General features: G+C 62.3%; 18 protein-coding genes and 1 pseudogene. 9 read left to right on the top strand and 10 right to left on the bottom strand.

The features are described 5' to 3' along the window. Nucleotides 1-115: 115 nt before the first annotated feature. Nucleotides 116-1339: a peptidase T gene (pepT, locus tag AB5Y81_RS05970; protein ID WP_279484566.1), complete on the bottom strand. Its 1224-nt coding sequence runs from the start codon at nt 1337-1339 to the stop codon at nt 116-118. Here pepT and AB5Y81_RS05965 point away from each other — a divergent pair. Next, nucleotides 1295-1672 (top strand): hypothetical protein, encoded by a 378-nt coding sequence (locus AB5Y81_RS05965; RefSeq protein ID WP_279484565.1) that lies wholly within the window; start codon nt 1295-1297, stop codon nt 1670-1672. The two genes, pepT and AB5Y81_RS05965, sit on opposite strands and share 45 nt — an antisense overlap. Nucleotides 1673-2407: 735 nt before the next feature. Next, nucleotides 2408-4309, top strand: a complete 1902-nt coding sequence (gene speA / locus AB5Y81_RS05960; RefSeq protein WP_005299427.1) for a biosynthetic arginine decarboxylase — start codon at nt 2408-2410, stop codon at nt 4307-4309. A gap of 78 nt (nt 4310-4387) precedes the next feature. Here the strand turns inward: speA and AB5Y81_RS05955 are convergent, their stop codons facing one another. From AB5Y81_RS05955 to AB5Y81_RS05945, 3 genes are all read right to left on the bottom strand, one after another. Continuing rightward, nucleotides 4388-4906, bottom strand: a complete 519-nt coding sequence (locus tag AB5Y81_RS05955; protein WP_162852034.1) for a hypothetical protein — start codon at nt 4904-4906, stop codon at nt 4388-4390. Further along, nucleotides 4903-6885, bottom strand: coding sequence for an alkyl/aryl-sulfatase (locus AB5Y81_RS05950; RefSeq protein ID WP_279484564.1), 1983 nt, complete (start codon nt 6883-6885; stop codon nt 4903-4905). The genes AB5Y81_RS05955 and AB5Y81_RS05950 overlap by 4 nt, the downstream gene beginning before the upstream one ends. A 325-nt stretch (nt 6886-7210) precedes the next feature. Then, nucleotides 7211-8119 carry a LysR substrate-binding domain-containing protein gene (locus tag AB5Y81_RS05945; RefSeq protein ID WP_279484563.1) on the bottom strand — a complete coding sequence of 303 codons (909 nt, stop codon included), beginning with the start codon at nt 8117-8119 and terminating at the stop codon, nt 7211-7213. Nucleotides 8120-8432: 313 nt separating this feature from the next. Between AB5Y81_RS05945 and AB5Y81_RS05940 the strand changes: the two genes are divergently transcribed. Next, nucleotides 8433-8621: a hypothetical protein gene (locus AB5Y81_RS05940; RefSeq protein WP_010634417.1), complete on the top strand. Its 189-nt coding sequence runs from the start codon at nt 8433-8435 to the stop codon at nt 8619-8621. Between the two features lie 55 nt (nt 8622-8676). Here the strand turns inward: AB5Y81_RS05940 and AB5Y81_RS05935 are convergent. The 3 genes and pseudogenes from AB5Y81_RS05935 to AB5Y81_RS05925 all read right to left on the bottom strand — a co-directional run bounded on the left by AB5Y81_RS05935 (nt 8677) and on the right by AB5Y81_RS05925 (nt 12741). Beyond that, a pseudogene (locus AB5Y81_RS05935) lies at nt 8677-8966 on the bottom strand (hypothetical protein). Nucleotides 8967-9245: 279 nt separating this feature from the next. Beyond that, nucleotides 9246-11252: a methyl-accepting chemotaxis protein gene (locus tag AB5Y81_RS05930; protein WP_043169990.1), complete on the bottom strand. Its 2007-nt coding sequence runs from the start codon at nt 11250-11252 to the stop codon at nt 9246-9248. Nucleotides 11253-11445: 193 nt separating this feature from the next. Then, on the bottom strand, nt 11446-12741 hold the full coding sequence (locus AB5Y81_RS05925; RefSeq protein ID WP_005299451.1) for an amino acid permease: 1296 nt from the start codon (nt 12739-12741) through the stop codon (nt 11446-11448). Between the two features lie 257 nt (nt 12742-12998). Here AB5Y81_RS05925 and AB5Y81_RS05920 point away from each other — a divergent pair, with 257 nt between their 5' ends. The 4 genes from AB5Y81_RS05920 to AB5Y81_RS05905 all read left to right on the top strand — a co-directional run bounded on the left by AB5Y81_RS05920 (nt 12999) and on the right by AB5Y81_RS05905 (nt 16136). After that, complete coding sequence (locus AB5Y81_RS05920; protein WP_065018725.1) at nt 12999-13382, top strand: Rid family detoxifying hydrolase; 384 nt, start codon at nt 12999-13001, stop codon at nt 13380-13382. 22 nt (nt 13383-13404) lie between these two features. Beyond that, complete coding sequence (locus AB5Y81_RS05915; protein ID WP_279484560.1) at nt 13405-14694, top strand: serine dehydratase subunit alpha family protein; 1290 nt, start codon at nt 13405-13407, stop codon at nt 14692-14694. 58 nt (nt 14695-14752) lie between these two features. Further along, nucleotides 14753-15406 (top strand): transcriptional regulator, encoded by a 654-nt coding sequence (locus AB5Y81_RS05910; protein WP_005299461.1) that lies wholly within the window; start codon nt 14753-14755, stop codon nt 15404-15406. Nucleotides 15407-15548: 142 nt separating this feature from the next. Next, nucleotides 15549-16136, top strand: coding sequence for a phosphoglycerate mutase family protein (locus tag AB5Y81_RS05905; RefSeq protein ID WP_279484559.1), 588 nt, complete (start codon nt 15549-15551; stop codon nt 16134-16136). A gap of 57 nt (nt 16137-16193) precedes the next feature. Here the strand turns inward: AB5Y81_RS05905 and AB5Y81_RS05900 are convergent, their stop codons facing one another. After that, nucleotides 16194-16871: an HNH endonuclease signature motif containing protein gene (locus AB5Y81_RS05900; RefSeq protein ID WP_240035824.1), complete on the bottom strand. Its 678-nt coding sequence runs from the start codon at nt 16869-16871 to the stop codon at nt 16194-16196. Between the two features lie 349 nt (nt 16872-17220). Between AB5Y81_RS05900 and AB5Y81_RS05895 the strand changes: the two genes are divergently transcribed. Continuing rightward, nucleotides 17221-17589 carry a VOC family protein gene (locus tag AB5Y81_RS05895; RefSeq protein WP_005299484.1) on the top strand — a complete coding sequence of 123 codons (369 nt, stop codon included), beginning with the start codon at nt 17221-17223 and terminating at the stop codon, nt 17587-17589. 123 nt (nt 17590-17712) lie between these two features. Here AB5Y81_RS05895 and AB5Y81_RS05890 read toward each other — a convergent pair whose 3' ends face one another. After that, on the bottom strand, nt 17713-19296 hold the full coding sequence (locus AB5Y81_RS05890; protein ID WP_279484558.1) for an alpha/beta hydrolase: 1584 nt from the start codon (nt 19294-19296) through the stop codon (nt 17713-17715). A gap of 469 nt (nt 19297-19765) precedes the next feature. Here AB5Y81_RS05890 and rluF point away from each other — a divergent pair, with 469 nt between their 5' ends. After that, nucleotides 19766-20815 carry a 23S rRNA pseudouridine(2604) synthase RluF gene (gene rluF / locus AB5Y81_RS05885; RefSeq protein ID WP_279484557.1) on the top strand — a complete coding sequence of 350 codons (1050 nt, stop codon included), beginning with the start codon at nt 19766-19768 and terminating at the stop codon, nt 20813-20815. A 76-nt stretch (nt 20816-20891) separates the two neighbouring features. On the opposite strand, the gene AB5Y81_RS05880 is transcribed toward rluF, so the two are convergent. Then, the gene (locus tag AB5Y81_RS05880; protein ID WP_341536330.1) at nt 20892-22772 is read right to left on the bottom strand and encodes an exotoxin A binding domain-containing protein; all 1881 of its coding nucleotides are present in this window, start codon (nt 22770-22772) and stop codon (nt 20892-20894) included. Nucleotides 22773-22914 lie beyond the last annotated feature (142 nt).

Genomic DNA, 22914 nt, shown 5'->3' with positions numbered 1-22914 from the left:
CCCTTTTGTTCCCGCCCCATGGCAGCGGGATGACAGTTTGATGGCAAAGAGGGGAGCCGGTTAACCGGCTCCCCTCTTTGGTCATGCTTTGATCATGGCGGTGACGATGGCCGGTTTAGTCGCGCCAGGACGAAGTCAGGCGCACCAGCTCCACCAGGGTGGCGACCGCTTTTTCCATGGATTGCAGCGGGATGAATTCGTGCTTGCCGTGGAAGTTGTGGCCACCGGTAAAGAGGTTGGGACAAGGCAGCCCCATGAAGGAGAGCCGGGCGCCGTCGGTACCGCCGCGAATGGGTTTTATCTTTGGCGCCACGTCGGAGGCCAGCATGGCGGCCTTGGCCAGCTGGACTATGTGCATGTGCGGCTCGATCTGGCTGCGCATGTTGCGATAGCTGTCGGTCAGGGTGAGCTCGATGCGCGCTTTGGGGGCCTCCAGCTGCAACGAGGCGACCCGCTCCTTGAGCTGGGCCTTGCGGGCGGCAAAACCCTCGTCGTCGAAGTCACGAATGATGTAGTGCAGGGTGCACTCCTCCACTGTGCCGTTCATCTGGGCCAGGTGGAAGAAGCCCTGATAGCCGTCGGTGCACTCCGGGGTCTGCTCGGTTGGCATGGCGGCGTGGAAGCGGGCGGCCAGGGTCTGGCTGTTGATCATGCTGCCCTTGGCGGTGCCGGGGTGCACGTTGTTGCCGATAAAGCGCACGGTGGCACTGGCGGCGTTGAAGTTCTCGTACTCGAGCTCACCGAGCTCGCCGCCGTCCACCGTGTAGGCCCAGCGGGCCGGGAAGCGGTCCAGCGGGAAGCGGTCGGCACCGCGGCCTATCTCCTCGTCCGGGGTAAAGCCGACCCAGACATCACCGCGGGGGATCTCGGGGTGGGCCAGCAGGTGGTCGATGGCGGTGAGGATCTCGGCGATGCCCGCCTTGTCATCGGCCCCCAGCAGGGTGGTGCCGTCGGTGGTGATGAGATCCTGGCCCAGGTAGTTTTTCAGGAAACGGTAGTCGCGAATGGCCAGCACCTCGTCACCCTTGCCCAGGCAGATGTCCCCACCCTGATAGTTTTCGATGATCTGGGGCACCACCTGCTCGGCCTCGTAGTCGGCGGTATCCATGTGGGCGATGAGGCCGATGGCCGGCGCGTCCGGCTGGTTGCCCGGCAGGCAGGCGGTGAGGTAGCCGTGCTCGTCCAGGGTGACCCGGCTCAGCCCCATCTGCGTCATTTCGTCACAGAGGGCGCGGGCGAAGACCAGCTGTCCCTCGCTGCTGGGACAGACGGGATTGGTCGCATCGGAGCGGGTATGAAAAGTCACGTAACGCAGAAAACGCTCAAGCAAGGTATCCATTGGCAAGCCTCAAACCTGTGGTGGAGGGTCATTGTGGCCAATCTGGCGGCGGGGCTTTTTGCGTCAGCGCAGTTTTTGCCACATTTTTTGGCGAAGATCGGGTTGGAAAGGTGTAAGGTGGTTCAGGCTGTGGTTGTTGATATCAATGACAGCATAAAATGGTCCATCAAGCGCATTTTTAAGCGGCTTGTGATGGGACTCGGTTTTCCGTCAATGCCCTTGGTGGCGGGGGAGGGGCGAGGACGGGCCAGACGGGGTTATTTTCAGGGTGAAAAAGGGCGCGTGGCGGGACTTCTCCCCCCGCTTGCCAGGCCCGCTGGCAGCAAGATTTGATCGCCTTATGAAAAGCTGTTTTTGAACACTATTTTTTATTGTCACCGCTGGCGGTAAGTGTGTACACTCCGCGCCGATCCAAGGGCAACCCTGAGCAGGCAGAGGCCGCCAGACTCCCGCAGGATCATACGCCTATAGGGCGAGGCACGCAGAAACGACAGACACTGCTAGGGTATGGTTTCTTTAATACCGGTTAGGCTCCGGTATCAGGGAGAACAACGGACTCTCATTTTCCGGCTGACCGAGTGAGCCATCGGCTCATCATCTTCCCTTGTCATGGGCGGTCACTGGCGGTGAGCTGGCTGTGGTTGTTGTCGTCTATCAACACGCTTGCGTGCTGACGCCTTCGCATCTCTTCCTTGAAACCCTCCCCTGCTGTCGTGACGGCTGCCGAATGATGAACGAACGACGTGGCTGATGTCGTTTGTCATCAAAGTACCGCGGCGCTGATTGCAGCACCGCATACCGTTGAGCTTGATGTAAAGCCACCAGCCCCACATCAAGACTCGTTACTTCCCCAAGATCCACCAGGCAGCCTAGGCTTGCCGCGATGAATCAGGGAGGTGGCGACAGGTGAACGTTCAGGTCAACCCGCGGCGTCAGCGCCCGGTGCCGGACGTCTTGCCTTGCTCGCCCGCAGGCCGCTTCGGCGCGCCACACCTGCTCATCGATGGTCTGGATGTGATTGAGGGTAACGAAGGCGGCCACCGGCCGCTCATTTGCGAGGCATAGCCCATGACTAACTGGTCCAGCAAGGACTCCTTGAAGGTCTACAACGTTCCCTACTGGGGTGCGGGTTTTTTCAACATCAATGACGCCGGTCATGTGACCGTCGCTCCCGACAAGTCACGCCCTGACGCACAGATCGTGCTCTCCGATGCCATCGAACAACTGCGTCAATCCGGGCTGACCACTCCGGTACTGCTGCGTTTCCCCGACATCCTCAAGAGCCGGGTCGATGCGCTGTTCAACGCCTTCGGTCAGGCCATCGAGAAGTCAGGCTATGAAGGGGACTACCTGTGCGTTTACCCGATCAAGGTAAACCAGCAGCGTCGCGTCATCGAGACCATCAGCCAGTCCTACAGCGACAAGCCCCGGCTTGGCCTGGAAGCTGGTTCCAAACCGGAACTGCTGGCCGTGCTGTCCCATCACCATGAGCAAGGCTCGGTGATCGTCTGCAACGGTTACAAAGACCGCGAATATATCCGCCATGCCCTCCTCGGCAACCTGATGGGCCACAAGGTCTACATCGTGGTGGAGAAGCCCTCCGAGCTGGAAATGGTGCTGGACGAGTCAGCTCGCCTCAACATCAAGCCCAACATCGGGGTGCGTGCCAAGCTCGCTTCCACCGGCTCCGGCATGTGGGAATCGAGCGGCGGCTCCATGTCCAAATTCGGTCTGTCCGCCTCCCAGATCCTGGCGCTGATCGAGCGTCTGCGTGGCCTGGGCAAGCTGGACTGCCTGCAGCTGCTGCACTTCCACCTGGGTTCCCAGATCGCCAACATCCGCGACATCCAGGGCGGTATCCGCGAGTGCGGCCGTTTCTACGCCGAACTGCGTCGCCTCGGTGCCAACATCGAAGTGGTTGACGTGGGTGGCGGCCTGGGCGTGGACTACGAGGGAACCCGTTCCCAGAGCCACTGCTCCGCCAACTACAGCCTCTCCGAGTACGCCAACAACGTGGTGTGGGGCATCGGCGATGTCTGCCGCGAGTTCGACCTGCCGCACCCGACCATCATCAGCGAGTCCGGCCGTGCCCTGACCGCTCACCACGCCGTGCTGGTCACCAACATCATTGGTGCCGAAGGGGTGGAGATGAACGACATCAGCGCGCCGGACGAAGATGCGCCCACCATTCTGCAGAACATGTGGAAAGGCTGGCTGGACCTGCGCGGCGAAGATCCCTCCCTGCTGGAGATCTTCCACGACTCGGTGGCTGACCTCGGTGACGTCAATACCCAGTACACCATGGGTCTGCTCAACCTCGAGCAACGCGCCTGGGCCGAGATGCTGCACCAGAACACCTGTCTGGCGCTCAAAGAGATGCTCAATCCGGTCAACCGCAACCACCGCGCGCTGGCTGACGAGCTCTCCGAGAAACTGGCTGACAAGTGCTTTGCCAACTTCTCCCTGTTCCAGTCCCTGCCGGATGCCTGGGGTATCGGTCAGGTGTTCCCGGTGATGCCGCTGGCCGGCCTCGAGCGTCCGCTCACCCGCCGTGGCATCCTGATGGACATCACCTGTGACTCCGACGGTCAGGTCGAGCACTACGTCGACGGTCTGGGTGTGGAAAGCACCCTGCCGATGCCGGTGTATGGCGAGAACGAAGAGTGCCACGTCGGCTTCTTCCTGGTGGGTGCCTATCAGGAGATCCTCGGCGATCTGCACAACCTGTTCGGTGACACCCACTGCGCGGAAGTGTGGCTGGACGAGGAAGGCAAGATGGACATTCGCAACGTGGTGCGCGGCGACACCGTCGACCAGCTGCTGCGTTACGTCAACATCGACCCGTCCGTCATTCGCGAGAACTATCAGCGGATCGTCTCCCACCCGGCGCTGGACGACGCAGCTCGCAAGGCCCTGCTCGAAGAGCTGGAGCTGGGTCTGCAAGGCTACGCCTACCTGGAAGACGAATAAGCGCCCGCGCTGGTTCGTTGTCCCGATGGCAGCAAAGAAAAGGGAGGCAGATGCCTCCCTTTTTTCATGTCTGGGCGGTCATGAGCCCAGAGCCAGGTGCAAGTCGTGCTGCAACTGCCGGTCCTCCTCGCCCGGCATGGCAACCACCCCCAGCCGCAGCGCCTCCTCTATGGTGAGGGTGCCGGCCAGCAGGGCGTCGAGGGCCGCCTCGCTTAGCAGCATCATCCGATCCTTGGGGTGCGGGCCGGCAGTATGGAGCTGGAGCAGCAGTGACTCCTTGCCCCGCAGCCTCGACCAGAGCCCGGAATCGACCAGCAGGATGGAGACGCCGCCCCTGACGCCGGCTTGCTGGAAGCGGCTCTTCAGGGTCTGCAGCCAGGCCTTGCTGCGGGCAAACCCCGCCTCGCCGGTGAGGCTAGGCAGACGGGCCACCCTCTCATCATTGACCGCTGCCGCGGTCGCCATGGCAACGTCGAGTGCGCCGGGCCAGCTCTGTTCAAACGGATTGGGGTAGAGTGCGTCATAACCGCAGGTCTGCCCCATCCCAGGGATGAGGCAGAGCAGGGTCATGCACACGCGCAGGGTGCGTCGCATCATGGGGTCACTATGTTGAACCAGAAGTTGAACTTGTCGAGCAGGCCGACGAAGTCGCTGAAGGTCTGCGGGTTCCCCTGAACCTTGATCTCGCCGCTGGCGATCTTCTGCTCCAGCGTGCCCTGGCCCAGCTGGATGTCGTCCAGGGTCTGCTTGCTCAGGGTGAGAGTGACATCCGGCTTGGCGGCATAGTGGGTGGTGTGGTTGAGCACGGCGTTCTCCAGACTCAGGGTGTGTTTCTCCCCTATGTCGGTGAAGTCCATGTTGATGACCATCTTCTTGCCGGCCGCTTTCTCCGGATTGATCCGCACCGCCAGATAGTCGAACAGCATGCTGGGGCTCATGGCGCGAATGGTGTCCGGCGAGGCGGTGACGGTACCGCCAGCAGTGGGCACGCCGTTGCGCAGCTCATAGGCCCCCTGCAGATAGACGGAGCGCCATGGGCCGGACTCGGCCTGATAGCCCAGCTGCTCGAGCGCATCGGCCAGCAGCAGCTTGCCCTCCTGATTGTTCGGGTTGGCGAACACCAGATGCTTGAGCACTTCCGCGACCCAGCGATATTCCCCCTTGTCGAACGACGCCTTGGCTTTCTTCAGCAGCGCCTGCTCACCGCCCATGAACTCGACGTATTTGGGGCCGACCATCTCGGGTGGCAGGTTGTCCAGATCGGAGGGGTTGCCGGAGTACCAGCCCATGTAGCGCTGATAGACGGCCCGGCTGTTGTGGCGCAGGGTGCCGTAGTAACCGCGGTTCGGCCAAAAGTCGTTGAGCTCGGGGGGCAGGGCAATCTTCTCTGAAATCTCCTCACCTGTGTAGCCCATGTTCATCAGCCGCACCGACTGGTCGTGGATGTACTTGTAGAGATCCCGCTGCTTCTTGAAGTAGTCGACGATGCTGGCATTGCCCCAGCGCGGCCAGTGATGGCTCTGGAACTTGACCTGGGCCTGGTCGCCCCAGGTCTCGATGGTCTCGTTGAGGTAGCTGGACCACTTGAGGGCATCGCGTACCTGGGCGCCGCGCAGGGTGAGGATGTTGTGCATGGTGTTGGTGGTGTTCTCGGCCATCCAGAGCGCCTTGCTCTCCGGGAACCAGGTGTTCATCTCGGCCGGCGCTTCGGTGCCCGGGGTCATCTGGAAGACCATCCGCACGCCGTCCAGGGTGACCTCTTCCCCACTCTTGGTGATGAAGCGGGTCGGCAGCAGCAGGGAGGGCACGCCGGTGGAGGTAGTCTGCCCCAGGCCGCCATTCACGCCTCCCTGGGCATTGCGCGGCAGCAGGGCGCCATACATGTAGACGGCGCGGCGGGCCATGGCGTTGCCGGCGATGACGTTTTCCGAGACCGCATGCTCGGTGAACCCTTCGGGAGCGATGATCTGAACCCCGTTCTTTTTCACCTCGTCCGGCGAGTTGAAGAGGCCGGCGGCCCCGCCGTAGTGATCCACGTGGGAGTGGCTGTAGACCACGGCAGTGACCGGCCGCTCGCCCAAGGTCTTGTTGATGAAGGCGAGGGCAGCCTTGGCGGTCTGCGGCGAGATCAGCGGGTCGAAGACGATCCATCCCTTGTCACCCTGGATGAAGGTGATGTTGGAGAGATCGAAGCCGCGGATCTGGTAAATCTTGTCGGTCACCTTGAACAGCCCGTACTCCATGTTCAGCTGGGCATTGCGCCACAGGCTCGGGTTGACGGTATCCGGCGCCGTCTTGTCCAGGCCGATGTAGGTCTTGTATTGCTCCAGATCCCACACCACGTTGCCCTTGTCATCCTTGATGGTGAGGGTATCCGGTTTGGCGATGAAGCCGCGCCGGGCGTCCTCGAAATCCTGCTTGTCGTTGAATGGCAGGGTGTGCAGCACATTCTGGTTGGCCTGGATGGTAAATTCGCTGGCTGGCTTGGGGTTGATGACGGCCCAGGCCGGCTGCAACAGCAGGGAGCCGGAGAGCCATAGGGTGACAATGGTGTGCGTCGAGAACTTGAGCTTCATCTGTCTTTCTCCAGATTGTGGTGGGTAGGCAGGACCAAGTGTAGTCAGACTCTGATGCCTCCCAGTAATAAACAGGGTGAGTGACGGGTAGCCGAGATGACGCCAGCCATGGCAGGCGCTATCCAGACCCGGAGTGAAACGTTGGGCGAGAGATGCCCCCTGACGACATGTCCCATGAACATGGTCAGCATCGATTGGTTAGTCGGGCGTTGCGGCATTGCGCCGAGGGCACGGCAACGGGGTCGGCACCAGAGTAGTCAAGCCGGCCGCAACAATCATGGCAGCCGGCAATAAACGACAGTTAAGCAGCCGTTAAATGAGGGGGTCAGCTTGCGGCAATCAGGTACAGCTGGCGGATAAACCACTGGAGGGCGGGATCCCGGCCCTGCGCCTGGTGCCAGCTGATGTAGACGGGGCAGTGGCTGGAGGCCCAGGGCAGCGGAAAATCCTTGAGCCGCAGGGTGTCGCGCACCTGTGCGACATGCCACTGGCTGACCACGCAGAGCCACTCGGTCTGGCTGACCAGGGAGAGGGCGGTGAGCAGGGCGTTGCTCTCGTAGGCAATCTTGCGGGGAGGCAGGGCCTGCTCGCTGAGGCTGCGGATGACCCAGTCGTCCTTGCGGCGCACATCCCAGACCACGTGCTCCTCGGCAAAGAAGGTCTCGAAGTCGAGGCTCTCCCCGATGCGCGGATGATTGGCGCGACAGGCCACCCTGAGCTCCAGGGTCAGCAGGGATTCGTTGCAAAAACCGGTCTCTTCCAGCGCCGTGCTGGCCAGCACCAGGTCGATGTTGCGAAGGCGCAGCGCCTGCTGACGCAGGTGCTCTTCAAACATGCCGGGCACCGACTCCACCCGGCAGTGGGGCGCCACCCTGGCCAGATGGGCGAGCAGCGCCGGCAACAGCAGGAGATCGAGGTCCGGGTGGCTGGCGATGCGAAAGATACGCTGGCTGGTGAGGGGATCGAACGCCTGATTGAGCAGCAGGGAGCGCTCCATGGTATGCAGGGCGGTGCGGATCTCCCGGTGCAGGGCGAGGGCACGGCTGGTGGGGATGATCCCGCGGCCATCGCGGCGAAACAGGGGCTCGCCGATGAGATCGCTGAGCCTGCGAATGGCCTGACTGATGGCGGCGGGGGTCATCTCCAGGCTGGCGGCCGCGGCCGATACCCCCTTCTCGGTCATGACGCGATCGAAGATGCGAAACAGGTTCAGATCTATGTGGGAGTGGCTCATCTATGCCTCCTCTGTGGGCCTGGTCGTGTGGCGCCAGGCGCTGGCTGTCGCCGGGCCCCGCCATGGGGTGAAGGGCGCCTGAGGGGCTGCGCAGGATCCGCTGCCCCAGCTCACATTGTGGCGGGCGTGGCTGACTGAGAACTTAACGAGCAGCATATGACCATCGCTGAGGCAGAAGAAGCGCCTTTCGGGGCTCTTTCACCGAGAAATGGTGGCGTCGGCAACCTGGCTTGATCTGCATCAAGTTTGTAACGCTCTGGTTACTTTACGGTCGAAAAAGGATGTGGGTAGTAGGTAACAGAAGGATGGATGTATGGAACTTGAAAGGGACCCGAGATGTTATACCGACGTCTGTATCGACGGTAAGTGGTATCACTATGACCACTGCAGCACGCACGTTTACATGCTGATGGGAGGGGCGGCGCCGAGCATGACGCTGGCTTATGAGCCCAGCAGCGAGGAGGAGTTGATCGAGATGCTCCGCCAGCTCGCCTGCGGTTGAACCATATTGCTGCGGCCATCGGCAGCTTGCCGATGGCCGCGCTTCATCTACTTACTCAATTGCCCCGCTTCTGCCCCAGCAGTGTCTTGCCGAACGCCTGCACGGCGACGGCCGCGGCGTAACCGGCGTCCGACCTGCCCATCTCATCGGCCACGTAGAGGAAGTTGGAGCCGTACTTCTCCACCGCCTCGCGCGGGTTGGCCGCGTCGATGAAATCCTCTTCCACCTCGAACCCCTGCGCCAGCAGGCGGCTTTCTCAATCAGAAAGGTGGGGGAGGCCATGTCGATAAAGGTGTACTGCTGCCGGTTGGAGGCCGGGATAGAGAAAAACTGGTACTTCGCCATTTGCGATACCTCGCCTGAACTTGTGTGTCGTGATGCGAGCTTCCTCTCGCCGAACTCTCGTCGAACTGCCTCTCGGGCGTCGAACTGATCCCCGGGCCTGTTGCAGGCAATAAAGGTAACGTTCGAATCTTGTTGTGGCTGCAGATTACCCCGCTTTCATCTCATCGCACAATGGGTAGTCGATACTTTTTTCGCCAAGAAAAACAATGCTGCCCGGCCGTCTGAATTTGCAAAAAAACCAGCCCCGGCAAGGGGCTGGCGTGGGTGACGGGCGCCGGCTCAGAGCACGAAGCTTTGCACCATGGCACGCAGCTGCTCGGTGAGCTGGTGGATCTGGCGGGCGGCGTCGCGGGCCGCGTTGGCTACCTGCAGCGCTTCGTCGCTGCCATCGGAGATGCGCACCACGTTGCGCTCTATCTCGTTGACCACGGCCCCCTGCTGCTCGATGGCGCTGGCGATCACCGAGTTGGTGTCGACCATGCTGCCCACCCGTTCGGTGATGGCGCCAAAGGCCTGCTGGGCCTCCTGGGCCAGACCGACACCCTCCTGCGCCTCGCGGCTGGCGGCGGACATGGCGCTGACCGAGGCACGGGCGCCGGTTTGCAGCTGCTCGATCATCTGCTGGATCTCGACCGTGGCCCCCTGGGTGCGACTGGCCAGCGAGCGCACCTCGTCGGCCACCACCGCGAAGCCGCGCCCCTGCTCGCCGGCGCGGGCCGCCTCGATGGCGGCGTTGAGGGCCAGCAGGTTGGTCTGCTCGGCGATGCCGCGGATCACCCCGATGACGCCACCAATCTGGCTGCACTGCTGCTCCAGCTGGCCGATGGCCTCGGCGGTGCGCAGCACCTCGCGGTTGATGTGGTCGATGGCGGTGATGGTTCGCTCGACCACTGCCTCGCCCTGACTCACCACGGCCTGCGCCTCCTGGGTCATGCGGGCGGCCTGCTGGGCGTTGCCCGCCATGTCGTGGGAGGTGGCGGCCAGCTCCTTGATGGCGGTGGCCACCTGGTGGGTCTCCCCTTGCTGATCGGCGATCACCTCCTGGGAGCGGCAGGTCCGCGCTTCGATTTCGGTGGCGCTCTCCACCACGCTGACGCCGTTCTCCCGCACCCGCAGCATCAGGGTGCGCAGGGTCTGCAGGGTCACGTTGTAATCCCGGCTGATGGCGGCCAGCTCATCCTGGCCGACGATTTCGATCTGCTGGCCGAGATCCTGGGCGTTGACCCGGGCGGCGATCTCCCGCACCCGGCCCACGGTGGCGCGCAAGGAGAGATAGGCGCCGATCATCAGGTAGAGATAGACCAGCAGGATAGCGGTCAGCGGCCCGGTCACCCACCAGAAGTGGCGCTGGTTGGCGGTCATGCGCTGGTGCAGGTCCGCCTCCAGCCGCTGGCGCACCTGACCGGCCAGCGCCGTGATGGCGGCATCCAGCCCATCCCCCAGCGCCAGCACCTCCTTGCTGGAGAGCTGCACCTGCTGATCCTTCATCATCTTGTTTTCTAGGGTATCGATCCCCTGATGGGCCTGCTGCAACAGGGCGTCGGTCTGCTGGCCAAGCTCGCTGCGATAGGTGGGCGCCATCTCGTAGAGCAGGGTCAGGTCGGCCTCCAACTCCTGCAGGGTGGCGTTGATGAGGTCGAGGCGAAAGCGCAGCGCGCTATACCCTTGCGCCTGAAATAGGCCGAAGTCGGCGATGGTGGCGGCGCGATCCCGTACCTGGGCCAGCAGATCGCGCAGCTGCGGCAACCGCTCGCTGGCGAGCACCACCATGTAGTAGGTGCCGAGCGCGGGATCCTGCACCAGGCTGCTGGCGGCGGTAATGCTCTTGTAGAGGTGGCGCACCTCGGTCAGCAGCTTGTCGTGGCGCAGGTTGCTCTGATCCACCTCGAGCCCCAGCGCCTCGTTTTGCAGGCCGGCCCAGCCCTGGGCGAGGGCATCAAAGGTGGGGTTTTGCTGTCCACTGGCGGCAAAGGCGGCCAGGCTCGCATCGACGGCCCGGGCCGCGGCCTTGACCTCCTCCTCGCCGACCGGGTTCTGCTCATAGCCGTGCCGGGTAACCAGGTTGCGATGGGTCAGCAGGGCCTGCTCGATGGCGGGCAGCGGTGCCAGCTTGACCACGCCGGCCAGCTCCTTGCGGGCCTGGGCATTGTCGTCCTGCAGCCGGCCCAGCAGGTTGGTCATGCTGTAGGCGAGCGGCAGCAGCATCAGGCATGACCAGAGCAAAAACTTGTACTTGAAGGAGAGCTGATTGCCGAGCCGGATGGCGGGCATGAATATCCATTTCATATGAAGCCTCGGGCCCCGAGGGGGGCATGTAGCGGGATGGCTGGATATTACTCCTCGCCGGGGAGGCTCGGTTGGAAGGGCGGTGGAAGTTGTGATCCTCTTGGCTTTTTCACTCAGGAAGGGGGCTGAATGGGTCAAACAGACGGGCCACCCTCAGGGTGGCCCGCCGCCGATGACACAGGGTGCCGCCAGATCAGTTGAAGGCGAGGAAGGGCGAGACGCAGAGCAGCAGACCGGTGACGATGATGATGTAGAGGGAGACCCCCTTGTACTTGTGCAGCGCCGGCACCTGATAGACCAGGTAGGCCGGGATGAGGCACCCTACCATGCCGAAGATGGGGCTGCAGATGGAGGTGAAGCTCAGCACTGGGGCGTTGAGCACGATGGCCCCCCAGGAGAGCAGCACGGTGAACACCATGATGCCCTTGCCTACCAGCCCCTTGTTGATGCGATCTTCCGGCATCACCCGGCGCAGCAGGTTCATCGCCAGCCCCTGGCAAGCCTCGCGAAAGCCCAGATAGACGCCGAAGTAGGCGGTCATCACCGCGAAGATGTTGAGGGTGAGGCTGAGCAGCTTGAGGGTCTGGCCCGGCATGCCCTGGGCCACCATGGCCAACGCCGAGATGTTCTCCTCGGAAGCTTTGACCGCCTGCTCGTGGCCCATGGCCAGGGTGAAGGAGACGGCGTAGAAGAACACCACCACGAACAGGATGCCGAAGGCGATGTTCATGGCGCGCATCGCCTTGAAGCGGGCCACTTCCAGGGATTTTTCCCGCGAGCGGTAGGAGATCACCATGGGGCTCAGACTCTGGATGAAGAGAATGGAGGTGAGGGTGAAGGGGAGCATGACGATGGCATCCTTCAGCCAGTCACCGCTGGCCGGCATGGCGGTGATGTTGGCGGCATCCCATTTGCCCACCATCATCAGGCCGAGCACTGCCACCACGCTGATCTTGGTCAGCACCATGAAGGTGGAGATCTTGAACAGCAGGTTTTCGCCGCGCGAGGCCAGTGCCACCAGGGCGCAGATCAGTACCAGCCCGTAGAAGGGATTCTCGGAGAGCAGTTGCTGGGTGACCCCGAAGCTTTGCAGGAAGGAGGCGCTGTCATTGGTGATGGCGGTGGAGTAGACGAACACCCAGATCACCAGCATCACGAAGTAGAGGGCGCCAAGCAGCACGCCCCAGTTCTTGCCGAGGTAGCCGCTGATGACGCTGGGGTAGTCCTTGCATTCAGGCGAGGTGGCCAGGGTATTGATGAAGAGGCGCTGGAACATGTACATGGCCGGGTAGCCGATCACCGCCGACAATAGAAACACCCACAGCCCCATCAATCCTACCTGCACCGGCAGGAAGACGATCCCCGCCCCGATGGCCATGCCGATGCTCATGATGACCCAGCCCCAGTCGGTGCTGTCAAAACGAACCGCTTCTTTCCATTCCAGCGTGCCCATCACGGGCCGGGTGAGTGTCGTACTGTGCGCGTCCATAAAATACCTTGTTTTTGTAGGGGTAAAAATCAAATGCAAATATAGTTGAATAAAAAGTGGCAAAACAATGCCTTTTATCGCTCTTGTACCCAAAAAGGGAGGCTGATCACGCTTTCCATTTGCACTATTACCGAATTTATCGCTGTTTTTGCAGGTTTTTGTTGAATGAAATGATTAATGAGCAAATAATGTTGAACAAGACAAGACTGTTGATTACAAATGATTGCAAAAATAATTGCATTTTAAGGAGTGGCGATATGAAAAAGATCATAGTGGCGGATGCCGCACCCGATGCCATCGGTCCCTACAGCCATGGCACAGCCTATGGCGACCTCATTTTTACCTCTGGCCAGCTGCCGGTGTGCAAACAGCAGGGTGGCGTGGTGGAAGGGGGCATCGAAGCCCAGAGCAGTCAGGCGCTGGAGAACCTCAAGCATGTCTTGGAGGCCGCCGGCGGCAACCTGGATACCGTGCTCAAGACCACCTGCTATCTCGCCGAGATCAGTGATTTTGCCGCGTTCAACGAGGTTTATAAACGCTATTTCCTGAAAGATTGCCCGGCCCGCAGCTGCTTTGCGGTGAAGGATCTGCCGATGGGTGTCAGGGTGGAAGTGGAAGCGATCGCTCACATCGCTGGTTAATGTTGATAGAAAGGGTGTTCTGATGAAGCAAGCGTGGCAGCAGTATCTGCAGATTATTCAACAGGTTGTCAAACCGGCGCTGGGCTGTACCGAGCCCATCGCCGCCGCTTATGCCGCCGCCGTCGCCGCCCGGCAACTGGGCTGCAAGCCCGTCCGGCTGGAGGTGGTGGTGTCGGACAACCTCTACAAGAACTCCATGGGGGTCTATGTGCCGGGCACCGGCAAGATCGGGCTGGCCATCGCGGCGGCTGCCGGCGCCATCGGCGGTAACGCCGAGGCCGGGCTGGAGGTGCTGGCCGCCATCACGCCGGCCCAGGTCGCAGAGGCGCAGGCGCTGATCGATGCAGGCCAGGTGCAGGTGAGCCGCACCTCGGCCCCCGAGTTCATCTATTGCCGGGTCCGCTTGCTGGGCCTTGATGCAGAGGGCTCCGAGCACAGCGCCGAGGTGACCCTGTGCGGCGGCCATACCCGCATCGTCGAGCAGCGCCGCAATGATGAAGTGACCTTCACGGCCGAGCAGGGCCAGGGCGGCGCCACCGGTGCCATTTGCGACGGGGTCGACATCAGCATCGCCGCCATTCATGAGTTTGCCACCCAGGTGGAGTTCGAGCAGATCCGCTTTATCCTGCAGGCCTCCGAGCTCAACAGCAAACTCTCCGACGAGGGGATGAACAACCCTTATGGCCTCGAGATCGGCCGCACCATGCAGCAGAACATCCAGGCCGGCCTCATCGGCGAGGACGTGATGAACCGCATCGTGATGCGCACCGCGGCGGCCTCCGATGCCCGCATGGGGGGCGCCAGCCTGCCGGCCATGAGCAACTTTGGTAGCGGCAATCAGGGCATCGCCGCCACCATCCCGGTGGTGGTCATCGCCGAGCGCTTCGGTGCCAGCGAAGAGCAACTGGCCCGCGCCCTCATCATGAGCCACCTGGGGGCCATCTACATCAAGTCCCACTATCCGCCGCTGTCGGCCTTTTGCGGCAACACGGTCACCAGCGCGGCTGCGGCCATGGCGATGGTCTACCTGGCGGGCGGCAGTTTCGAGCAATCCTGCCACGCCATCCAGAACGTGCTGAGCGACAGCGCCGGCATGGTGTGCGACGGCGCCAAGGCATCCTGCGCCATGAAGGTGAGCACCTCCTCCGGGGCGGCGGTGCGCGGTTTCCTGATGGCGCTCAACAGCCATGCTGTGTCGGGGCAGGGGATAGTGGCGGGCAACGTGGAGCAGACCATTCGCAACGTGGGCCAGATGGTCAAAGACGGCATGTCTGCCACAGACAGCACCATTATTGATATCATGTCCGCCTGAGTGTCCCTGTCGGCTGCCGCCCTTGCCCGGGTCGGCGGCCCTTTTATAAGGTTTCAATGTGAAGCTGCAAGAGCTGAGTCAGACCGATTTCGAGATCCTCAAGGCGATGGAGATCATCGTGGACGGCATCGCCGCCATGTATGGTCAGCACACCGAGGTGCTGCTGCATAGCCTGGATGCGCGCAATCCGTCGATCATCAAGATTGCCAACGGCCATATCACGGGGCGCAGTGTCGGAGCCCCCATCACCAACTTGGCGATGATGAAACTCAAGAGCGGGCAGGATATCTCCAGCCCCTACATGACCAAGTGCGCCACCGGCAAGACGCTGCGCTCGCTCACCACCGTCATTCGCAACGGCGAGGGGCAGGCCATCGGTCTGCTCTGCATCAACACCGACATGGATGCCCCGCTGCAATCCGTGCTGCGCACCATGATGCCGGAGTGTTTGCACGGCCACGATGGTCACGCCACCCCGGAGGTGTTTGCCCGCAACATCGACGAGGCCCTCAACAGCACCATCGACACCGTCAGTGCCGAGGTGCGCGGCAACGAGGCGGTGCCCCCGTCCCAGAAGACCCGGGTCATGGTCAACCAGCTGCACGAGCTCGGCATCTTCGAACTCAAGGACAGCGCCCAGATAGCGGCCCGCCAGCTCGGCATCTCGGTTCACTCCATCTACCGCTATCTGCGGGAGATCAAGAAGGGCTGAGCGCGGAGCCTGCCGGCATAAACGGGTCACCATTGACCCGTTTTGTTTTTTTCTTTCCCCCGTCTGTGCCTTGGCTGCTCCGGCACATCTGCTACCATGCCTCTCTTGTTTTTGTTATCTCGTTGAACCTGCTGGAGAAACCATGTCCCGTACCCTCTATCTGCTGCGCCACGGCCAGACCCGTTACAACGCCGAACTGCGACTGCAGGGGCGCTGCAACTCCGAACTGACCGCCAAGGGCGAAGCTCAGGCCCTCGCCATGGGGGCCCGTCTGGCCCAGCTGCTGACCGAGCCTGCCGACTGGACCCTCTACGCCAGCCCCCTCGGCCGGGCGCGCCAGACCGCGGAGCGGGTGTGCCAGCAGCTTGGCTTGGAGCAAGCGCGTATCGTCTGGGACGAGCGGCTGATGGAGTTGGGGATGGGAGAGTGGGAGAGTCGCCGGGTGCCCGAGCTGCTGGCGGCCCACCCCGAGCTGGATCTGGAACAGCCAGACTGGTATCTGCAAGCCCCCGAGGGGGAGAGTTTTCAGAGCATTCAAGGCCGGGCCCTGAACTGGCTGCAGGATGAGCAGATCGCCGAGCGCGCCATCGTGGTCTCTCACGGGCTGTTCGGCGCCATGCTGCGCGGCGCCTATGCGGACTTGGATTACACCACCACCTGGCTGCAGGAGCTGCCGCAGGATGCCTTCTTCAAACTGAGCGGTGGCCGCATCGAGCGGATCCCCTGCTGACCCCGACGAAAACGGCTCGCCAATGGCGAGCCATTTTTTATGAGTGAAGAAGGCGCGTTATTCTCGTACCAGTCTGGGTAGCGCCTGGTAAAGGGCCTCACGTTTTTGTGCTTGGTTGACGCCATAGTGCAGCTCACGGTGGCAATTAGGGCAGAGCGCCACCGTATTGCTGATGGTATCCGAACCCCCTTCTGCGAGTGTGCGCAGATGATGCACCTCTAAAAAGGCCTCCCCCGTGGTGGCATGAAAAGGGGCTGGTTGTGCGCAGCTTTCGCAATGGCCCGCCGCCGTCATCAATACCCAAGCCTTCACCTTTGGATCTCGCCCATAGCCAGGACTGGCCCCATAACGCTGCTCTGGTTCTTGAATGCCCGTCGGCATGGGGAGTGTTGGTTTGGCCTGGTAGCGGCTCACTTGATGCTCAAAGGCAGCCTTGCCGGTATAGGGTTGGCCATCGAGTTCACAGAGCAGGCGCTCTATGATGGGGGCATTGTGGGGACCCACGTTCTTAGCCGGCTTGAGACCTGATACCCAGGTTCGTCCTAGCAGGGCGCAGATGTAGGAGATGTTCTGCATTCGATATTCGAATGCCTTCTCGGTGCGGCCAAACTGGTTAGCGAGCTCGGTGTAATAGCGCTTCTTGACGAAGGGGATGCCATTTTGCTCCATGGTGCGCATCGCCAGGTAGGCGCTGACCGTCGCCCTTAGTTCCTCTTCTGTCCATGACTCGCGCAAAACGGGCTCCTCAGCACTGTTTCTCGGTCGCCTCTCGCCCCGACATGATCGGGATGGCCCCATTCGAGTTACCTGATATGGCGCGAATCATAATCCAATCGACACCTTATTTCAGCTGTATCGGTACAATAATGTGTTCATCATCAACCAATTACGTTAGTTGTGGCCTGTAAGAGGCTTATCATACGCAGTGATCAGGCCAACGCCGCCTTCACTCAGCTAGCGGCTTTGCTCGGCCATCTTTGCGCCATTCGGCACAGTTGATTGGTAGGCAATTGGGTATGATGAGGGGGCCCACAGGCCAGTCTGTCGGGCCAGCGCTATCGAGACACATCAGCCAGGAGGGGACATGATCAGCCATATCGACCATCTGGTATTGACGGTCAGTGACATCGAGCGTGCCGTCGCGTTTTACAGCTCAGTGCTCAACATGGAAGCCATCACCTTTGGGGCGGGGCGCCGGGCCCTGCGCTTTGGCAACCAGAAGATCAATCTGCAACTGCTGGGGCAGGAGCCGCGCAACCGGGCGCAGGTGGGCTCGGGGGATCTCTGCCTCATCACCCGCTGGCCGCTGGAACAGGTCATCGCCCAGCTCCATTGCCACGGGGTGGAGATAGTGGAGGGGCCGGTAACCAAGAGCGGGGCCTGCGGCCCCATCGAGTCGGTCTACTGCCTGGATCCGGATCACAACCTGATTGAGATCAGCCGCTATCCCTGATGGCGCTTGGTATCGGGTGATTGACGGTGGATACCGTTCTGCCGGGGCGATTGGGGCAAGTGGTGAGAGGCCCCGCGCTGGCTCTATCTTGACACACAGCCGCAACGGGTCCTGGCCAGTGCCCTAGAAGGGCGCCTCGCTCTCCTGCCCATCGTTTAGAAACGCTTCCCGCTCCGCCTGATAGGCGGCCTCGTCTTCGCTGTCCCAGACCGGGGTTGGCTGTTTGCCGGCCGGCGGTTGGGCAGGCGCCGTCAGCGTCTCTATCACCTTCTCCTGCAGATAGGGGAAGAAGGGGTTGGAGGAGGTGCGGGTGAGGGCGCCGGGGTTGACGATCAGCACCCCGCGCTCACCGCGCAGGGCCAACCCCCCCAAATTGATGCCGTATTGCTCGCGCTGCTCGGGCCGCGGCGCCATGCCATAGAGGGGGTCATCCATCGGGAAGGGCAGGGCCACGTGGGAGAGAGAGTAGATCTCCCTGGGGTAGTCGATGTCGAGGGGCTGGATCTGCTCAGGCCCGCCGCCGGCCGGCAAACTGCTGGCCTGGGTGCGGGTGCTGGTGGGCGCCTGGTTGCCCACCACCGTCAGTCGGTAGGAGAGCGGCGGGCGCGGCAGCAGGTGGCTCAGCGCCAGTTCGGAGGCGCTGCTCAGCAAGGGGCCGAACAGGGTGCCGCGGTTGATGTCGAACAGCACCAGCTCGCTGCCGTTGGCAGGGAGGAAGTGATAGAGATCGGCGATGATGGAGCGGGTGCTGACGGTGTAGTCCATCACCGACTGGAAGGTGAGGGTGGGCGGGAAGGCCGCCAACTCGCCGCTGGCGGCCTGCTCACGCACCTGCTGCTGGATGGCGTGGGTCAGCCGGTAAGACTGGCGCGCGCCGTTGACCGGGAACGAGTTGTACTTGAAGGGATTGAACTCCGGCATGGTGTCGAGCCAGGCGGCGCTGGCAAAGGCGGGCAGCAGGGCGGGCACCGCCTTGAGGCCGGCGAAGCGGGCAAAGCGGGTCACCCCTATCATGGGGGAGATGAGCACCAGCCGATCCGGCCTTGCCAGCGTGCCGGTCTTGTCACCTTCCGCATCGAGCGCATATTTCACCGCCAGTGCGCCGCCGTTGGAAAACCCCACCAGATGCAGCGGCAGCGGGCTTGGCGCCAGTACTCTGGCCTCGCGTACCGCCAGCCGGGTGGCGGCCAGCCAGGTCTCCCAGTCGATGTCGACCAGTCCGGCCGGCACGGTACCGTGGCCCGGCAGGCGCAGCCCCAGGGCGATGAAGCCCTGCTCGCGGTAGCGCTGGGCCAGGTGGCGCAGGCTGTAGGGGGAGTCGGTCAAACCGTGCAGGAACACCGCCACCCCTTTCACCTCGCCGCTCGGGCGCAGCAGATAGGAGCGGTTCCAGTCAGTCTCAAAATGAGCCGGATTGATGGGGGCATCCTGATAGTAGCGATTGCTGTCGAGCTGCTGCTCCGGCGGTGTTCTGGCGATCACCTCCTTGGTCACCAGCTCGAACAGCTGCTGCTCGTGGGCCAGATAGGCCTGCCAGTCGCTGTTATCGAGCTGCTCGGCGCTGAGCTCGGGCGGTACCAGGGTGTGCCAGGGTTGCAGCGGTTCAGCCTGCCAGGCGAAGTAGGCGATCAGGGCCCAGCCGAGCAGCAGCAAGCCCAGCAGGCTGAGAAGAAGGCGGCGAACGAGGCGGCGGGTGCGAGCCAGCATGGGCGAGTCCTTGGCACTGATAAAAGAGAGGCGGCCCCGCGTCCACGGCAGCCGTACTAAAGCTCGAAATCTGGCTTAAAGCCTAAGGGAAACAAGATGATAAGTACAGGCAGCAGGCCGGGATGAGGTAGATGAGAGGCGCCAGGGGGTGAGGCTTTGGGCATTGTCAGGTCTGGGGATAAGGCGCTTTCATGGTGGCACTTGCCGCCTGCGGCGCCGTTATATGGGGACGCATTGCGCGCCGTTTTGGCGTGACGCGGCGCGCATTTTGCGAGAAGGGGGCGGGCCGGGTGCAACTATCCTGCGTGTGCGGCATAGCAATGTGCTAATGTGCCGGCGTTTTTTGCTGACAAGGCCGACCTAGGCCGGTTTTAAAGATGGAGTGATATGCACAATTTTGACCTGGTGAGCCGGCCATCCCGCGCTCTGATGAGACATGAGCAGGCCGTGGGCCGCTGGCAGGTGACCCATGCTGGCTGATGAATCCATGCGTCTGAACAAATACATCAGCGAGAGCGGCATCTGCTCGCGTCGCGAGGCCGATCGCTTCATCGAGCAGGGCAGTGTCTTCATCAACGGCAAGCGGGCCGGGGTGGGGGATCAGGTGTTTGCCGGGGATCTGGTCAAGGTCAACGGCCAGGTGATCGAGCCGCGTGAGGCGGACAGCCTGGTCTTCATCGCCCTCAACAAGCCGGTGGGCATCGTCTCCACCACAGAGGCGGGGGAGAAGGACAACATCGTCGACTTCGTCAACCACAGCACCCGCATCTTCCCCATCGGCCGGCTCGACAAGGACTCTCAGGGGCTCATCTTCCTCACCAACCACGGCGATCTGGTCAACAAGATCCTGCGAGCGGGCAACGATCACGAGAAAGAGTATCTGGTGACCGTCGACAAGCCGGTGACCGACGACTTTATCAAAGGGATGGCGGCCGGGGTGCCGATCCTCGGCACCGTCACCAAGAAGTGCAAGGTGAAGAAAGAGGCACCGTTCGTGTTTCGCATCACCCTGGTGCAGGGGCTGAACCGCCAGATCCGCCGCATGTGCGAGCACTTCGGCTTCGAGGTGACCAAGCTCGAGCGTATCCGCATCATGAACGTCAGCCTCAAGGGGCTGCCGGTGGGCGAGTGGCGCGATCTCGACGGTGACGAGCTGATCGAGCTGTTCAAGCTGATTGAAGACTCCTCCTCCGAGGTGAAACCTGCCAAGGGGGCGCAACCGGCCAATGCCCAGGGTGGCAAACCCAAGGCACCTGCGGTGCAAGGTGGCAAGCAGGCACCGGGCAAGAAGCCACGGCGCGATGACGATCACGAGATTGGTGGCCGCCCCAACGTGCCGGGCCCGGAGGCGTTCGAGAAACGGACCCCGGCAGGCAAGGGTGCTGCGGGCAAAGGCGGCGCAGCAAAAGGCGGTTCGGCCAAAGGTAGCGCTGGCAAAGGCGCCCCGAACAAGGGGGCCAAACCGGCCGCCGGCAAACCGCGTGCCGGTCAGGGTGGGCGACAGAAGAAGGGGCGTTAAGCCCCCTCTCACTCCCCGCGTTGACAGGAAAAAACACCGGCCACAGGCCGGTGTTTTTGTATCGATGACCTGCGATTCAGAGGTCTTCGCGGGGCTGGGTGGTGTAATCAGGCAAGCTGCTGATGGCGCTCTCTTCCTGCGGCACGCTGGCAAGGTCAAGATCGCCGCCGACATTGCGCGGATCGGTCGGTATGGTGGAGGGGATCACCACCGCCTGCTCCGCTAGCCGCCAACCCAGAATGGTTTCCAGGCGTCCGCCCTCTTCTTCCGGTCCTGTGATGGCCTCCAGTTGCAGCGGCAGGGGGTGACCAATCAGGCGGCCGACCCCATCGACGGCGCCGGGATCGGCCAGGGTCTGCTGGGTCGCGTAGAGGCGGGGCAGTGCGGCGCGCGGCACATACACCCGCAGCAGCACGCCATTGCGGATGCGGCCACGGGCATCCGCCTCCTGATCCTGGGCGTAACCGTAGGCGAGGGCCGGATCGCCGGCGACATAGAAGCCTTGCCAGGGGGCGATGGAGGATTGATCCCGTTCATGCACCCCCTCAAACACTATGCTGTGGGCGGCTTCGAGGAAGGTGCCGTGATAACCGACGAAGAGATAACCGCGCGCCAGCAGCTGGCGATGGGCCTGCTCCAGGCGGGTCACCGACCAGTTGCGAGTACCGGCCGTGCTGAAGCTGACCTCGTCCCCGTCACCCAGGAAGTTGGCTCCGTTCGGATAGTCCCGCTCCTGCAGGGCATCGGCACTGTCGGCCGGCGCCAGGCAGTTGAGATCGGCGGCGGGGCAGGTGAGATTGACCACGTCGGCGCTGGCGGCCTGCTCTTGGCTATTGCCCGCCTGCTGGTGGCTAAAGGCATCGTTCTGGGCGGCCGCCATGCTCAGGGCCAGCCGTGCCTGGGCCGGGTTTTCCCGAATGGCTTGCGCCAGCTGCCCTCGTGGCGTTGAGCCATCCTCTGGCGTGGTGTTGGCCAGCGCCTGGGTGATCACGGTATCAAGCTGGGACCATGGCAGGCGGGTCAGCAGATAGAGGGTGATGAGATTGTGGACCGGATAGCCACACTGGCTGAGCTCTTCCCAGCCTCTGGGTTGACGGCTTCTGGCCAGGGATTCAAGGGGGATGGCGCAAACCTGATGAGTGGTGAGGGCCGCCAGACCGTCTCCCTTGGCAAAGTGCAGCCGATGACTAATGGCGGTCGGCACGATATGGGTGTCGTGAGAGGCGGGTGCCCCGGCCAATACCCGGTAGACCTTGCCTTCCCAGGTATCACCCAGGTTGCAGGTGCGCTGCGACAGATAGTTGTAGACCGCATCCAGCGGATCCAGCAGGCACAGCACCTTGCCGGTATGCCACTCGCTCCAGCGCTTCTGACGGCTGTGCTGGGTGGGCGCCGCCACGAAGCCGACACCGGCCGCACTGAGGGTGAGGCTGCGATTGATCTCGTTGTTTTCCACGTGCCTGACGAAGAGCGTCGAGTTGCTGGCCATGGTGCGCAGCAGGTCGTCGCTCACTTCGATGCTGTAGATGGGGGAGATATGGCTCACCTCGGATCCTGCATCCAGCTCATGGAAGAAGACCTTGATGCTGGCGGGCGCATCGTCGCCGACGGGAACCAGCCAGTGCAGCGACCAGTTGCCGCGTCCTTGGCGGGTATAGCTGTAGGTGCGTGGGCCCTTGCCCGCGGTGGCGCTGGTCAGGGTGATGGTGGTGCCATCCGTGCGCAAGGTCAGCGCATTGCCGAGGGCCAGCTTGAGGCTGTCTCCCCCTTCTTCCAATACCATGGAGTAGTGCAGTACCCCGGAATCGGCCTGTCCGCCCAGCAGGCTGGCGACATCGAGCTGACTGGCGCGCACCCCCTGGGCCAGATCCAGGGTGCAGCGGGTGGCGCACTCCTGCCACAGGTTGAATGACTCGTCGGCCATGACCGGTGAGATGGCACCGCCTAGCATGGCCAAGCCACCGAGTAGAGAAGCCCATTTTGTGTTTGTCTGCATGTAATTTCCTTTGTGTGATAGCAAAGCCACTGGCGCGTGGCGCTCTCCTCCCTGATGAATACAGCCTCTTCCCTGTCAGACGAAACGAGATTAATTCTCGTCT

It is taken from the genome of Aeromonas sp. s2 (assembly GCF_040907935.1).
GTDB classification, from domain to species: domain Bacteria; phylum Pseudomonadota; class Gammaproteobacteria; order Enterobacterales; family Aeromonadaceae; genus Aeromonas; species Aeromonas dhakensis.
This window is presented reverse-complemented; position numbering and strand designations above follow the sequence as displayed.